10 protein-coding genes are annotated in these 14,956 nt (G+C 74.1%); 5 read left to right on the top strand and 5 right to left on the bottom strand.

The genetic code is table 11. From position 1 onward, the window contains the following. The first annotated feature begins 5 nt into the window (after nt 1-5). Both AAG589_RS05485 and AAG589_RS05480 read left to right on the top strand, forming a co-directional pair. A complete protein-coding gene (locus AAG589_RS05485; protein ID WP_430566263.1) occupies nt 6-2,060 on the top strand; it encodes a pectinesterase family protein in 2,055 nt (684 codons plus the stop codon). 194 nt (nt 2,061-2,254) lie between these two features. Next, complete coding sequence (locus AAG589_RS05480) at nt 2,255-2,788, top strand: ATP-binding protein (RefSeq protein WP_430566262.1); 534 nt, start codon at nt 2,255-2,257, stop codon at nt 2,786-2,788. On the opposite strand, the gene AAG589_RS05475 is transcribed toward AAG589_RS05480, so the two are convergent. The 5 genes from AAG589_RS05475 to AAG589_RS05455 all read right to left on the bottom strand — a co-directional run bounded on the left by AAG589_RS05475 (nt 2,773) and on the right by AAG589_RS05455 (nt 8,988). Beyond that, nucleotides 2,773-4,227 (bottom strand): rhamnulokinase, encoded by a 1,455-nt coding sequence (locus AAG589_RS05475; protein ID WP_430566261.1) that lies wholly within the window; start codon nt 4,225-4,227, stop codon nt 2,773-2,775. The two genes, AAG589_RS05480 and AAG589_RS05475, sit on opposite strands and share 16 nt — an antisense overlap. Further along, on the bottom strand, nt 4,224-6,278 hold the full coding sequence (locus AAG589_RS05470; protein WP_430566260.1) for a bifunctional aldolase/short-chain dehydrogenase: 2,055 nt from the start codon (nt 6,276-6,278) through the stop codon (nt 4,224-4,226). Before AAG589_RS05470 ends, AAG589_RS05475 begins: the two co-directional genes overlap by 4 nt. Before the next feature lie 43 nt (nt 6,279-6,321). After that, nucleotides 6,322-7,239 (bottom strand): alpha/beta hydrolase, encoded by a 918-nt coding sequence (locus tag AAG589_RS05465; RefSeq protein ID WP_430566259.1) that lies wholly within the window; start codon nt 7,237-7,239, stop codon nt 6,322-6,324. Nucleotides 7,240-7,241: 2 nt separating this feature from the next. Then, entirely contained in the window at nt 7,242-8,423 is a 1,182-nt protein-coding gene (gene rhaI, locus AAG589_RS05460; protein ID WP_430566258.1) for an L-rhamnose isomerase, read from the bottom strand. 190 nt (nt 8,424-8,613) lie between these two features. Beyond that, nucleotides 8,614-8,988, bottom strand: coding sequence for an L-rhamnose mutarotase (locus tag AAG589_RS05455; protein ID WP_430566257.1), 375 nt, complete (start codon nt 8,986-8,988; stop codon nt 8,614-8,616). A gap of 89 nt (nt 8,989-9,077) precedes the next feature. On the opposite strand from AAG589_RS05455, the gene AAG589_RS05450 reads away from it, so the two are divergent. The 3 genes from AAG589_RS05450 (at nt 9,078) to AAG589_RS05440 (ending at nt 14,727) form a co-directional block, all read left to right on the top strand. Beyond that, a complete protein-coding gene (locus tag AAG589_RS05450) occupies nt 9,078-10,097 on the top strand; it encodes a LacI family DNA-binding transcriptional regulator (RefSeq protein ID WP_430566256.1) in 1,020 nt (339 codons plus the stop codon). A gap of 131 nt (nt 10,098-10,228) precedes the next feature. Further along, nucleotides 10,229-12,301 carry a beta-galactosidase gene (locus tag AAG589_RS05445; protein WP_430566255.1) on the top strand — a complete coding sequence of 691 codons (2,073 nt, stop codon included), beginning with the start codon at nt 10,229-10,231 and terminating at the stop codon, nt 12,299-12,301. Continuing rightward, nucleotides 12,298-14,727 carry a hypothetical protein gene (locus tag AAG589_RS05440; RefSeq protein WP_430566254.1) on the top strand — a complete coding sequence of 810 codons (2,430 nt, stop codon included), beginning with the start codon at nt 12,298-12,300 and terminating at the stop codon, nt 14,725-14,727. Before AAG589_RS05445 ends, AAG589_RS05440 begins: the two co-directional genes overlap by 4 nt. The last annotated feature ends 229 nt before the right edge of the window (nt 14,728-14,956 follow it).

Here is a 14,956-nt window from a genome sequence, read left to right as displayed (position 1 = left end):
GCACCATGACTGGTTTCGACAAGCTCAACCAGCGACGTCTCGCCGTCCTCGGCGCGCCCGTGCTGGCGCTCACTCTGCTCGCCCCGGCCGCGCACGCGGCCACGCCCACCGACGTCGACCCCGCCGCCGCGGGCGCCGCCGTCCTCGAGCGCATCGGCGCGCCCACCACCACGACCGCCGACGGTCCGGTCTGGTCGCCGGTCGCGACCGGCTTCGCCTCCACCCCCACCGACGACCTGCCGCACGGCACGACCGGCGGCGCGGGCGGCGACATGGTCACCGTCCGGGACGCGGCGGCGCTCGCCGCGGCCGCGGCGTCCGACGACCCGCTGACCATCTACGTCAAGGGCACGATCGAGCCCGACGAGTTCGGCTCGATGATCGACGTCGCCAGCGACAAGACGATCGTCGGGTTCGCCTCGGGCGCCGAGCTGGTCGGCGTCGGACTGCGGCTCGACCACGTGGAGAACGTCGTCGTCCGCAACCTGCGCTTCCGCGACTCCTACGTGCCGGGCGACTGGGACGGCAAGAGCGCGGACAACGACAACGACGGCATCCGGATCGACACGTCCAGCCACGTGTGGATCGACCACAACGAGCTCACGCGCCTCGGCGACGGGCTGATCGACGTCCGCAAGGACTCCACCGCCGTCACCCTGTCCTGGAACTACCTGCACGACCACAACAAGACGGTGGGCGTGGGCTGGACCGAGAACCTGGTCACCGAGATCACGATGCACCACAACCGGTTCGCGAACACCTACCAGCGCAACGCCAGCATGGGCAGCGTCGCCGCCGGCCACCTGTACAACAACTGGTTCGACGGGCAGGCGCAGTACGGCACGATGTCGCGGGGCCCGTCGCAGCTCGTCGTCGAGTCGAGCGTGTACTCGAACGGCGAGGACGCGATCGTCGCCAATGAGGCGGAGTCGAGGGTGGAGTCGCGCGGCAACCGGTTCGTCAACATCCGCGGCCGCAAGGACGACACCGGCCCGACGTTCGACCCGGCCGCACGCTACGCGTACACCGCCGACGACGTGGACGACGTCACCCGCATCGTCACGGCGGGCGCGGGCACGCTCGGCGCGCCCGAGAAGGTGGGCCGCACCGTCACGGTGGCGCTCGACGGGACGGGCGACTACGCGTCCATCGGGGCCGCGGTGGGCGCGGCCTCGCGGTCGCCGCACCCGGTGGACGTCGTCGTCGAGCCTGGCGTCTACCGCGAGGTCGTGCGGGTCTGGCCCGGCGCCGACGGGGTCACGATCCGCGGCGCCACCGGCGACCCCCAGGACGTGGTCCTGACGTACGACCTCGCCGCAGGGCAGGCGAAGTTCTACGGCGGCACGTTCGGGCACACCGGCTCGCCGGTCCTGTCGGTGCTGGCCGACGACGTCACGCTGCGCGACCTCACGGTCGAGAACGCCTACGACGAGGCCACGAACGGCGGCAGCCAGGCGCTCGCGCTGCGCACGGCGGGCGACCGGACGGTGCTCGACGGCGTGCGCCTGCTGGGCAACCAGGACACCTACCTGGCCGACCCGGGCTCGGGCGCCGCGGCCGCGCGCACCTACGTCACCGACTCGTACATCGAGGGCGACGTCGACTTCGTCTACGGCGGCGGCACCCTCGTCGTCGAGGACTCGGAGATCCGCTCGCTCGACCGCGGCTCCGCGACGAACAACGGGTACGTGGCCGCCCCGGCGACCGTGCCGGGCGGCAAGGGCTTCCTGTTCACGCACACGAGGTTCACCTCCGACGCGGCGGCGGGGTCCGTCTTCCTCGGCCGCCCGTGGCACCCGAGCAGCAACCCGCTCGTCGACCCGTCCGTCGTCGTGCGCGACTCGTGGCTGGGCGCGCACGTCGGCACGCCCGCCTGGTCGGACATGAGCGGGTGGTCGTGGCGCGACGACTTCATGCGCGAGTACCGCAACGCGGGCCCGGGCGCCGCTCCGGCCGGCGAGGTCGCTGACGGCCGCCCCCAGCTGTCCGAGAAGGAAGCCACCGCGCACACCCGCGAGGCGTACCTGTCCGGCGACGACGGCTGGGCGCCCTGGCGCTGACCTGGTCGCATCCGTCGAGCCGGTCGGGGCCCCTGCGCGGGTCTCGACCGGCTCGACCGGCGGGTGCCCGGTAGCGCGCGCGGCGGCGGCCTCGGGGCAGTAGGGTCGACGACGGTTCAGGCCGCCTCCGCGGCCGTCGGAAGGCACCCATCCCCCGTGGCCACAGGAGGCTGCATGGTTCCGGACGTGCGCCCGTGACGCCGGTCGAGGCGGTTCCCGTCGGGCGGCTCGACGTGGTCGGGGCGTGGACCGTGCGCACGGTCGACGACCTCGCGGACGTGCGCGCGGCGCTCGAGTCACGCCTCCCGTGCGACTGCCCGGCGGCGCGGGTGGGCCCGGCCGCGGACGTCGGCGGATTCTCCGGGCGCCAGCGGATGGTGCTGGTCGCCAGCGAGCTGGTCGCGAACGCGCTGGAGCACGCCCTACCGCCCGTCGTCGCGCGGCTGCTGTGCGACGGCGACGTCGCCGTGGTCGACGTCGTCGACCGCAGCCCCGACGCTCCGCCCGTCGTCCCGCACGATCGCGAGCCGGGCGAGGGCGGCCACGGCCTGCGCCTCGCGAAGACGATCGCCGACGAGGTCGGCTGGTATCGCACGGACCGCGGCGAGAAGCACGTGTGGGCGCGGTTCACGACCGCGGACCGGGCGCCCGTCACCGCGCCGCAACGCCTGGCGGCCTACGGCGCGGTGTCGGGGGCGTCCTCCGGCGGTGCCTACCGCGGCGCGTAGCGCTCGGGCGTGAACGCCGCGGCGACGAGCGCACGCAGGTCCTCCAGCCCGCCGCCCACGAGGCCCCGGGCGCGGGCCTGCACCAGCAGGTTGCCGATGGCGGTGGCCTCGACGGGCCCCGCGACGACGGGCAGCCCGGAGCGGTCCGCCGTCGCCTGGCACAGCAGGGTGTTCTGCGCGCCGCCGCCCACCACGTGGATGGCGGACACGGTGCGCCCGGCGAGCTTCGCCGCCGTCGTGACAGCGTCGGCGAACGCCTGCGCGAGGCTCTCCACGATGCTGCGCACGTACTCACCGCGCGTGGCGGGCACCGGCTGGTCGTGCTCGCGGCACCAGTCGGCGATCCGGGCCGGGATGTCGCCCGGCGGCAGGAAGCGCGGGTCGTCGACGTCGAAGATCGCCACCGGCGCCGTGACGTGCGCCGCCTCGGCGAGCAGCTCCTGCAGGGTGCTGGAGCGCTGGGCCGCCGTGGACTCGCGCTCCCAGGTGCGGATCGACTCGCTCAGCAGCCACAGCCCCATGACGTTGTGCAGGAACCGGGTGCGGCCGTCGACGCCGCCCTCGTTGGTGAAGCCGGCGAGGCGGGCCTCCTCGGTGAGGACGGGCGCGTCGAGCTCGAGGCCCACCAGGCCCCACGTGCCGCACGACACGTAGGCGACGTCCCGGTCGGTCGCGGGGACGGCGACGACGGCGGACGCCGTGTCGTGCGAGCCGACGGCCGTGACCTCGAGGGCACGCCCCACCAGCTGCGCGACGTCGGGGCTGAGGGTGCCGAGCGACGCGCCCGGGTCCACCAGGCCCGGCAGAATCCGGGACGGGATCCCGAGCTCCTCGGCCAGAGCCGTGTCCCACTCCCCCGTCCGGGCGTTGAGCAGGCCGGTGGTGGAGGCGTTGGTGCGCTCGGCGACCTCGGCGCCGGTGAGCCAGTGCGCGAGCAGGTCGGGCACCAGCAGCATCCGGTCCGCGAGGTCGAGCAGCGGCCCTTCGGTGGCGAGCTGGAACACCGTGTTGAACGGCAGGTGCTGCAGCCCGTTGCGGGCGTACAGCGCGGCGGCGTCGACCCGCGCGTGCACGCGCTCCACGCCGGCGGCGGTGCGCGCGTCGCGGTAGTGGTACGGCACGCCGAGCAGCCGCCCGCCGCGCAGCAGGCCGTAGTCCACGGCCCACGAGTCGATCCCGACGCCGAGGATCTCCCCCGGCGCCTCGCGCTCGGCCGCGGCCAGCCCCTCGACCACCTGCCGGTACAGCTCGAGCAGGTTCCAGTGCAGCCCGTCGGGCGTGCGCACCGGGTCGTTCGGGAAGCGGGCGACGTGGTGCAGCCGCAGCCCCTCGCGGCCGCCGAAGCGGCCCAGGATGACGCGCCCGCTGGTGGCGCCCAGGTCGACGGCGGCGAGCGTGCCCGCCGCCGTCGACCCCGACAGCGCCGATACCGCCGTCATCGCAGGAACGCCTGGGCCACGCCGGCGTCGACGGGCACGTGCAGGCCGGTCGTGTGCGAGAAGTCGGACGTGCACAGCGCGTAGACGGCGTTCGCGACGTGCTCCGGGAGCACCTCCCGCTTGAGCAGCGTGCGCTGGGCGTAGAACTTGCCCAGGTCCTGCTCCTCGATGCCGTACGTCTTGGCGCGGTTGGCGCCCCAGCCCGAGGCGAAGATGCCCGAGCCGCGCACGACGCCGTCCGGGTTGATGCCGTTGACCTTGATGCCGTGCTCGCCGAGCTCGGCGGCCAGCAGCCGCACCTGGTGCGCCTGGTCGGCCTTGGTGGCCGAGTACGCGATGTTGTTCGGGCCGGCGAACACGGAGTTCTTCGACGAGATGTAGACGATGTCGCCGCCGAGCTTCTGGTCCACGAGGATGCGCGCGGCGTTCTTGGCCACGAGGAACGAGCCCTTGGCCATGACGTCGTGCTGCAGGTCCCAGTCCGCCTCGGTGGTGTCGAACAGCGACTTGCTCAGCGACAGGCCGGCGTTGTTCACGACGATGTCCACGCCGCCGAACGCGAGGACGGCGTCGGCGAGCGCAGCCTGCACGGCGGCCTCGTCGGCGACGTTCGCGGCGAGGCCGACGGCCACGTCGGCGTTCCCGAGCTCCGCCGCAGCGGCCTGCGCCTTGGCGAGGTCGAGGTCGGCGACGACGACGCACGCGCCCTCGGCCGCGAGGCGGGTCGCGATGGCCTTGCCGATGCCGGACGCCGCGCCGGTGACGAAGGCGATGCGCGTGGCGAGCGGCTTGGGCTTCGGCTTGCGCTGCAGCTTCGCCTCCTCCAGCGCCCAGTACTCGATGCGGAACTTCTCCGACTCGTCGATCGGGGCGTAGGTGGACAGGGCCTCGGCCCCGCGCATCACGTTGATCGCGTTGACGTAGAACTCGCCGGCCACACGCGCGGTCTGCTTGTCCGCGCCGTAGGAGAACATGCCGACGCCGGGCACCAGCACGATCGCCGGGTCCGCGCCGCGCATGGCGGGCGGCTCCTCGCCGCGCGCGCGGGCCTCGGCAGCGCCGCGCTCGTAGTAGGCGGTGTAGTCGGCGCGGTACGCCTCGTGCAGCTCGGGCAGCCGCTCGACGATCTCCTCCACCGTGGCGGTGGCCGGCAGGTCCACGACCAGCGGCTTCACCTTGGTGCGCAGGAAGTGGTCGGGGCAGCTCGTGCCGAGCTCCGCCAGGCGGGCGTGCTCGGCGCTCGCGAGGAAGTCGAGCACGACGTCCGCGTCGGTGAAGTGCCCCACCTGCGGCTTGTCGTGCGACGCGACGGCGCGCAGGTGCGGCGCGAGCGCGGCCGCCTTGGCGCGGCGCTCGTCGTCGGGCAGGGCGCCGTAGCCGTCGAGGGCGGGGCCGAAGGGCTCCGGCCGGCCGTGCTCGGCGATGTACGCCGCGGCGGTCTCGATGATCCACAGGGAGCTCGCCTCGGCCTCCTCGGCCGTGTCGCCCCACGCGGTGATGCCGTGCCCGCCGAGCACCGTGCCGATCGCGTCGGGGTTCGCGGCCTTGATCTCCGCGATGTCCAGGCCGAGCTGGAAGCCGGGGCGGCGCCACGGCACCCACACGACCTTGCCGCCGAAGATCTTCTGCGTGAGCTCCGGCCCGTCGACGGCGGTCGCGATCGCGATGCCGGCGTCCGGGTGCAGGTGGTCCACGTGCGCTGCGTCGACCAGGCCGTGCATGGCCGTGTCGATGCTGGGGGCGGCGCCGCCCTTGCCGTGCAGGCAGTAGTCGAACGCGGCGACCATCTCGTCCTCGCGCTCCACGCCCGGGTACACCTCGGTGAGCGCGCGCAGGCGGTCGAGGCGCAGGACGGCGAGGCCCTTCTCGGTCAGGGTGCCGAGGTCGCCGCCCGAGCCCTTGACCCACAGCAGCTCGACGTCCTGCCCGGTGACCGGGTCCTTCTCGGTGCCCTTGGCGGACGTGTTGCCGCCGGCGTAGTTGGTGTTCCTCGGGTCGGCGCCCAGGCGGTTCGAGCGTTCGACGAGGGAGGTGACGGTCGGGTTCGTCATCGGTGCTCCGGGTTCGGTACGGGTCGGGAGGTGTCTGGGGCGGTCAGCGCGCCGGCTCGTGCGTGGTGCCGACGAGCGCGTCCGTGGTCAGCCAGGTGGCGATCCGCGCGAGGCTGCGGGCGCACCCGGGGTGGGCCGGCTGGTTGAGGTGCCCGTGCGTCGTGCCGTCCTCGCGGACCAGCAGCACGTCGACCCCGGCGGCGGCCAGCTCGGAGGCGTACGCCTCGCCGGACGAGCGCAGCCCGTCGTGGTCGGAGGTCAGGACGAACGTGGGCGGCAGGCCACGCAGGTCGTCCGTGTCGCTGCCGCCCGGGAACGCGTACGGCGACGACGGGCCGTCGGCGTGGCCGAGGTAGTTGTCGTTCATGGCCAGGACCTCGGCAGGCGGGAAGCTGCCCCCGGGGACCGCGGCGACCTTGGCCGCGAGCTCGTCGGAGTGGGGCGGCAGCGCGTGGTGCGCGACCGGGTAGGCGAGCACCACGCTGCGCACCGGCGTGCCGGCGTCGCGCAGGCGCAGCGACGCCCCGGCGGCCAGGTTCCCGCCCGCGCTGGCGCCGCCGATCGACCACCGGTCGTCGGCCACGCCCAGGCCCGCGGCCTCGCTGCGGGCCCAGCCGAACGCGAACGCGACCTCCTCGGACGGCACCGGGAAGCGCACCCCGTCGGAGCCCACGGCCGTGGCCGGGTCGGCCGCCGCCGCGGCGCGGTCGATCGGCGGCACGAGCCGGTAGTCGACGCTCACCACGGCCACGCCGGCCGCCGCGAGGTGCCGGGCCACGCCGTCGCCCTCGTGCATGTCGAGGTCGCCGTGCATGAAGCCGCCGCCGTGCGCCCACACGATGCCCGCGACCGGGGTGGTCGAGGGCTGGTAGACCCGCACGCGCAGGTCGCCGTGCGGGCCGTCGAGCACGCGGTCGGCGACCACGACCTGCGCGGCGGCCGCCGTCTCCGTCGTCGTCATGCTCAGGCGCCCCAGCCGGCCTGCTGGCCGCCGACACGCTCGGCCGCGATCTTCTCGGCGTAGCCCGAGGCGGCGAACGCCTTCATCGGGTCGGCGTCCAGGCCCTGCTCGGCGCGCAGGTCGGCGAGGAGGCCGCGCACGTCCGTGTTGTACGCGTCCATGAGCACCCCGTTCGCGCCGAGCACGTCGCCCGACCGCTGCGCGGCGTCGAGGGCCTCGGCGTCGACGAGCAGCGCCTTGGCCGTGGCCTCCTGCACGTTCATCACGGAGCGGATCTGGCCGGGGATCTTCTCCTCGATGTTGTGGCACTGGTCGAGCATGAAGTTCACCCCCGACTCCGGGCGCAGCGCGTCGGCCTGCACGATCTCGTGCATGATCCGGAAGAGCTGGAACGGGTCGGCGGCGCCGGCCATGAGGTCGTCGTCGGCGTAGAAGCGCGAGTTGAAGTCGAACGCGCCGAGCCGGCCCTGCCGCAGCAGCTGCGCCACGATGAACTCGATGTTGGTGCCGGGCGCGTGGTGGCCCGTGTCGAGCACGACGTTCGCCTTCTCGCCGAGGGCGAGGCAGTGCAGCAGCGACGTGCCCCAGTCCGGCACGTCCGTGTGGTAGAACGCCGGCTCGAAGAACTTGTACTCGAGCACCATGCGGTGGTCGTCGTCGAGCTCGGCGTAGATCTCCGCGAGCGACTCGGCGAGCCGGTCCTGACGGGCACGGATCGAGTCCTGGCCCGGGTAGTTGGTGCCGTCCGGCAGCCAGACCTTCAGCTCCTTCGACCCCGTGGCGCGCATGACGTCGATGCACTGCACGTGGTGCGCGACCGCCTTGCGGCGCACGGCCGGGTCGGAGTGCGTGAGGGAGCCGAGCTTGTAGTCGTCGTCCTGGAACAGGTTCGAGTTGATCATCCCGATCGTCACGCCGTGCTCCTTGGCGTGCCGGGCCAGGTCGGAGAAGTCGTCGACCAGGTCCCACGGGACGTGCAGCGACACGCGCGGCGCGATCCCCGTGTAGCGGTGCACCTGGGCGGCGTCCGCGATCTTCTCGTACGGGTCGCGGGGGGTCCCGGGCGTGCCGAAGACCTTGAACCGGGTACCCGAGTTGCCGAACGCCCACGAGGGCAGCTCGATGGTCTGCTCGCCGAGGGCCTTGCGCAGCCGTGCGTCGAGCACGGGCGTCGTCGCCGTCATGTCTCCTCCTCGTCCGCGCTCCCTCGCGCGGTGCTGGTGCGGCCGGCGGGGCGACCGCGCTTTGAATCGTTTCATAGCCTAGATGCGCGGGAGGTCGGCGTCAACCGTCCCCCCTGCCTGGACACTGCGGTCGAGCTGTCAGGACCAGGAGCGTCAATTCGCGCGCGCGGTCCTGACAAGTCGCGGGCGGTCAGCCCGCGCGGCGGGCGGCGTCGAGCTGCGACTCCAGGTGGAAGACCTCCTCGAGCTGGACGAATCCCTCGTCGGGGCGACCCTCGGCGGGCTCGAAGAAGTCCTTCATCTGCGCCTGCCAGCGCTCGTTCACCTCGCGGGCGGCCATGTCGCGCTGCGCGCGCTCGTAGTCGTCGGTGCGCAGGATGCCGACCAGCAGCCCGTCCGCACCGAGGAAGAGCCGGTAGTCGTGCCAGCCGGTCTCGGCCAGCGCCTCCAGCATCTCCGGCCAGACGGCGGCGTGGGCCGCCTTGTACTCCTCGAGCCGGTCGCGCCGTACGCGGGAGACGAAACAGACGTGCGTCGTTGCGCCGTCGTCGATGAAACGGTTCATAGCATGAACGTAGCAACATCGAACCCTGTCCAGGTACCTCTACGCTGGAGCCCAGGCGCGACGAGGCGCCCGAACCCGAGGAGCAGCCCATGACGACGACCGCCCCCCGCCGCCGCGCGTCGATCAGCGACGTCGCGCGTCAGGCCAAGGTGTCGGTCGGCACCGTCTCGAACGTGCTCAACCGGCCCGACCGCGTCTCGCCCGCCACCCGCGAGCGCGTGCTCGCCGCCATCGACGACCTCGCGTTCGTGCCCAACGGCTCGGCCCGCCAGCTCCGCGCCGGCACCATCACGACGGCGGGCGCCATCGTGCTCGACGTCTCGAACCCGTTCTTCACCGACGTCGCCCGCGGCATCGAGGACCGCCTCGAGGAGGCGGACTACACGCTGATGCTCGCCAGCTCCGACGAGAACCCCGAGCGCGAGGCCCGATACCTGCGGCTCTTCGAGGAGCACGGCGTGCAGGGCCTCATGGTCGTGCCGGCCACGCCGGACGTCGAGCACCTGGAGACCCTCGCCGCCCGCGGCCTGCGCGTGGTGCTGCTCGACCGCCCGTCGCCGGTCGACACGCTGTCGTCGGTGGCCGTCGACGACCGCGCGGGCGCCGCCGCGGCCGCGCGCCACCTCGTCGACCTGGGGCACGAGCGCATCGCCTTCCTCAACGGGCCGCACACGATCCGCCAGTGCGCCGACCGCAGCGCCGGCCTGCACGACGCGCTCGTCGAGCTCGGCCTGAACCCGGCCGAGGCGCTGGTCGAGGTCACGATCTCCACCCTCAACGCCGACGGCGGCCAGGCCGGCACCGAGCAGGTGCTGGCCCTCGCCGACCGCCCGACGGCGATCATGTGCGTCAACGACCTCACCGCCCTGGGCGCCCTGCGCACGCTGCGCGTCGCGGACGTCCCGGTGCCGTCCGGGATGGCGGTCGTCGGCTACGACGACGTCACGTTCGCCGGCGAGCTCGCCACCCCGCTGACGTCGGTGCGCCAGCCCACCCACCAGCTCGGTCACCGCGCGGCGGACCTGCTGCTGGACCCGGACGACGTCGTCGAGCAGGTGACGTTCCAGCCGGAGCTCGTCGTCCGCGAGTCTACGACCGGCGTCGGCTGAGCCCACCCACCCTTCGACCAAGCGATCCCTCGCGTCATCGGTGCGGATGACACAAAGGATCGGTTGGTCGAAGGCGCGCCGGTCGTTGGCAAGCGCTTCCCCGTTGAATCGATACATGACAGACTCGCCCCATGCGACGACGCACGACACCGGAGTCCACCCCGACCCCCCGCCCCTGGAACGCCGGCCTGGACGGCCTCGGCTTCGGGGGTGACTACAACCCCGAGCAGTGGCCGCAGGACGTGCGCCTCGAGGACCTCGAGCTCATGCGCGACGCCGGCGTCACCATCCTCAGCGTGGCGATCTTCTCCTGGGCCACCATCGAGCCGCGCGAGGGCGAGCTCGACTGGGGCTGGCTCGACGAGACCATGGACCGGCTGCACGCCGCCGGCATCCAGGTCGCGCTCGCCACCGCCACCGCGTCGCCGCCGCCGTGGCTCACGCGCAAGCACCCCGAGATCCTCCCCCGCCTGGCCGACGGCACGGTGCTGCACCAGGGCGGGCGCCAGTCGTACGCCGTCACCCACCCCGTGCACCGCGACTACGCGCTGCGCATGACCACCCGCATCGCGGAGCGCTACCGCGACCACCCGGCGCTCGCCGTCTGGCACGTGGACAACGAGATCGGCTGCCACGTGTCGCGCGACTACTCCGACGCCGCCGCCGCAGACTTCCGCGACTGGCTGCGCGCACGCTACGGCACCGTCGACGCCCTCAACGAGGCGTGGGGCACGGCGTTCTGGTCGCAGCGCTACGGCTCGTTCGACGACGTGCTGCCGCCGCTGGTCGCGCCGACGTTCGCCAACCCGACGCAGCAGCTCGACTTCCACCGGTTCTCCTCCGACGCGCTGCTCGACTACTACCTCGACCTGCGCGACACGCTGCGCGAGATCACCCCCGACGTGCCCGTCACGACCAACCTCATGGCGACGGCGCACTGCCGGGGCATGGACTACTTCTCGTGGGGCCCGGAGCTCGACGTCGTCGCGAACGACCACTACACGATGTCCGCCGACGCGGAACGGCACGTCGACCTCGCGTTCTCCGCCGACCTCACCCGCGGCGTCGGGGGCGGTGCGCCGTGGATCCTCATGGAGCACTCGACGTCGGCCGTGAACTGGCAGCCGCGCAACACGCCCAAGGCGCCGGGCGAGATGCTGCGCAACTCCCTGCAGCACGTGGCCCGCGGCGCGGACGCGGTGATGTTCTTCCAGTGGCGCCAGTCGAGGGCCGGCGCCGAGAAGTACCACTCGGCGATGGTGCCCCACGCCGGCCGCGACTCCGACGTGTGGCGCGACGTCGTCACGCTCGGCCGCGCGCTGCGGGCGCTGGGCGAGGTGCGCGGGTCGCGGGTGCGGTCGCGCGCGGCCGTCGTCGTGGACTATCCGTCGTGGTGGGGGTCGGAGCTCGACTCGCACCCCACGCAGGACCTGCGCTACATGGACCAGGTGCAGGCCTGGTACCGCGCCCTGTGGCGGCTCGGCGTCACGACCGACCTCGTGCCGCCGGGCGCCGACCTCGACGGCTACGACCTGGTGGTGCTGCCCACCACGTACGTCGTCACGGACTCCGACGCGGCGAACGTCGCGGCGGCCGCCGAGCGCGGGGCGACCGTCGTCGTCACCTACTTCTCCGGCATCGTGGACTCCCACGACCACGTGCGCCTCGGCGGCTACCCGGGCGCGTTCCGCGACCTGCTCGGCGTGCGGACGGAGGAGTTCCACCCGCTGCAGGACGGCGAGACCGTGCGCGTGACGGGCAAGGCCGTGGGCGACGAGGCCACGGCCGACCTGTGGACGGAGAAGACGCGCGTCGTGGACGGCACGGAGGTGGTCGCGGCGTACGACGACGGCGCGCTCGCCGGGCGCCCCGCGGTCACCCGCCGCGAGGTCGGAGCCGGGCGGGCGTGGTACGTCGCGACGCGGCTCGACGAGCCCGGTCTCGCCGCGCTCGCGGAGCGCCTCGTCGCGGAGTCCGGCGTCGGGCCGGACGTCGTCGCGCCGGAGGGCGTGGAGGTCGTGCGGCGGTGGGCCGACGACGGGACCGTGTCGTGGCTGTTCGCCATCAACCACACGGACGCCGTCGCCACCCTCGGCACCGCCGAGACCCCGGTGACCGGCACCGAGCTGCTCACGGGTGACGCCGTCGAGGGCCGGCTCGTCGTGCCGGCCGGCGCCGTGCGCGTGGTGCGGGTCGACGGATGACCGACCACCCCGCCGTTGTGGGTGCGCCCGTGGCCCCGTCCGGCCCGGAGACGGGGCCACGAGCGCACCCACAACGACCCGGCGGGCCGGTGGGGCCGTACGCGTTCGTGTTCTGGAACGACGACCTGGACGACGCCGCCGTGCTCGCGCAGCTCGGCGAGATCGCGGAGGCGGGGTTCGTCGGCGTCACCCTGAGCGCGCGCGTGGGGCTGAGCCGGCGGGTGGGGTACCTGACGGACGAGTTCCTGCGGCTGGTGCGCGTCGCGGTCGACGAGTGCGCCCGGCTCGGCCTCGCGGTGATGCTCTACGACGAGGCGTCGTACCCGTCGGGCTCGGCCAACGGCGCCGTCGTGGCGCGCGACCCGGCGTTCGCCGCGCGGTGCCTGGTGCCCGTGACGCGCGACGTCGTCGTCCCGGACGACGGCGGGGAGACGGGCTACTGGCGGCCCGCGCTCGGCCGCGACCTGGACGCGCGGCTGCTCGCCGTCGTCGCGCGTCGTGCGGGTGACGACGGCCCTGACGACGCCGTGCTGCTCCCGGTGCGCGCGCCCGGGCTGGTGCGGCTCGACCTGGCGCCGGGCGCGTGGCGGGTGACGGCGGTGTTCGACGCCGCCAGCGGCGGCACGATCCGCGGCGCGCACGCGGAGCAGGACGACGGGTCGGCGCTCGCGCCGCCGGCGGCGGACCTGCTGAACCGGGACGCCGTCGCGGCGTTCCTGGAGCTGACCCACGACGCGTACGCCGCCGCGCTCGGGGAGCACCTGGGCACCACGGTGGTCGCGATGTTCACCGACGAGCCGTTCCTGCTGGGCCGCGGGCACCGGAGGCTCGCCCGGCCGTACACGCCGGGGCTGGAGTCGGAGGTGGCGGCGATGCTCGACGACGGCTCGGGCGTCGACGTCGAGCAGGTGCTGCGGCGCCTGCCCGAGCTGTGGGACGGCGAGGACACCCGCCCGGGCGGCACCGCCCCGGACGCCACGGGGTTCGTCCGCGCGTACGACGACGCCGTGCGCGCCCGGCTGCACCGCGTGTACTACGACGCGCAGGCCGCGTGGTGCGCCGCGCACGGCATCGCGCTCACCGGGCACCCGGCCGAGCCGGACGACCTCGCCACCGCGGGCCGCCTGCACTGGCCCGGGCAGGACACCGTCTGGCGGTGGGTGCTGCCCGGGGGCGACCCGGCCACGAGCGGCCTCGACGGGCCGGAGAGCACGGCGCCCAAGGTGGCCGCCAGCGCGGCCCGCCTGCGCGGGGCGCCGGCGGTCACCGAGGTGCTGGGCGCGTACGGCTGGCGCCTCAGCCTGGACGAGGCGCGCTGGCTGCTGGACTGGTACCTCGCCCGCGGCGTCACCACCCCCGTGCTGCACGCGTTCTTCGCGTCCGTGCGCGGCGGTCGCGCGTTCGAGAGCGAGCCGGACCTCGGCCGGTGGAACTCGTGGTGGCCGCACCTGCCTCCCCTGGTGGCCTACGTGCGGCGGGTGGCGGAGCTGCTCGACGCGGCGCCGCCGGTCTGGCCGGTCGGCGTGCTGAGCCGGCCCGACGCCGTACCGTCGGGGCCCGTGGTGCGCGCGCTGCTGGAGGGGCAGGTCGACTTCGGGTACGTGGACCGCGACGACGAGAGCGCGGCAGCCCGGCACGCCGTCCTGCTCGACCCCGACGACGTACCCGACGCCACCGCCCTCGACGTCGCCGCCCTCAAGGAACGGCTGCGCGCGACCGGCGCTCCCGTCGTGGACGCCGAGCCCGCGGCCCCGGACCTGCGCGCCGTCGTGCTCTCCGACCATGCGGGCTTCGTGTTCTTCCACGAGGGCGAGACGCCGGTCCGCACCTGGCTCCGCCTGCCGTCGGTGCCCGACGACGCGCGCTGGTGGGACCCGTTCGCCGACACCCGGCACCCGGTGGAGCGCGACGCCGACGGCCGCGTGCTGCTGGAGCTCGAGCGCCGCCGGACCCTGGCTCTGGTGCCGGCCGCCGGGCACCCCGTCTCCCGCGCCGCACCGGCGTCGGGGCGCAGCGTCGACGTGACCGGCTGGCGCGGCACGGTCGAGCGCGTCGTCGGCGACCGGGACGCGATCGGAGACGACCCGGCCGTCGCCGCGCCCGCGGAGCTGGGGCTGGGCGACTGGTCCCGGGAGCCCGGGCTGCGGAGGCTGGCCGGGTCCGTGCGGTACGTCGCGGAGGTGGAGGTGCCCGGCGGGACGGTCTCGGCGCGGCTGGACCTGGGCGTCGTCGGCGAGGCCGCGACGGTGAGCGTGGACGGCGTCGTCGTCGTACATGCGCTGGCCGCGCCGTACGTGGTGGACCTCGGCCCCCTCGCCCCGGGAACCCGCACCCTCGAGGTGCTGGTGAGCAACAGCGCCGCGAACTACTACGAGGGCGACCGCCGCCCGTCCGGCCTGCTCGGCCCGGTCACGCTCGCCTGGTGAGCCCCGAGCGTTGTGAGCGGGCGTCTGGCCCTGTTTCGGGAGCACGACAGGGCCAGACGCCCGCTCACAGCAATCCGCTGGTGGCCGCGCGCGGGCATGCGTAGGGTGCACCGCGATGGGAACTCTGTGAGCACACCCGCGCCGACGCGTCGAGCAGGTCCGACCGGGCCGTTCCGCGTCGGCGTTCGCGCGCCCGCCGTCCTCCACGGTCGCCGACGCCGGCGACGGA

Origin of the sequence: Isoptericola sp. F-RaC21, assembly GCF_038593535.1 — a bacterium.
GTDB lineage: Bacteria > Actinomycetota > Actinomycetes > Actinomycetales > Cellulomonadaceae > Isoptericola.
This window is presented reverse-complemented; position numbering and strand designations above follow the sequence as displayed.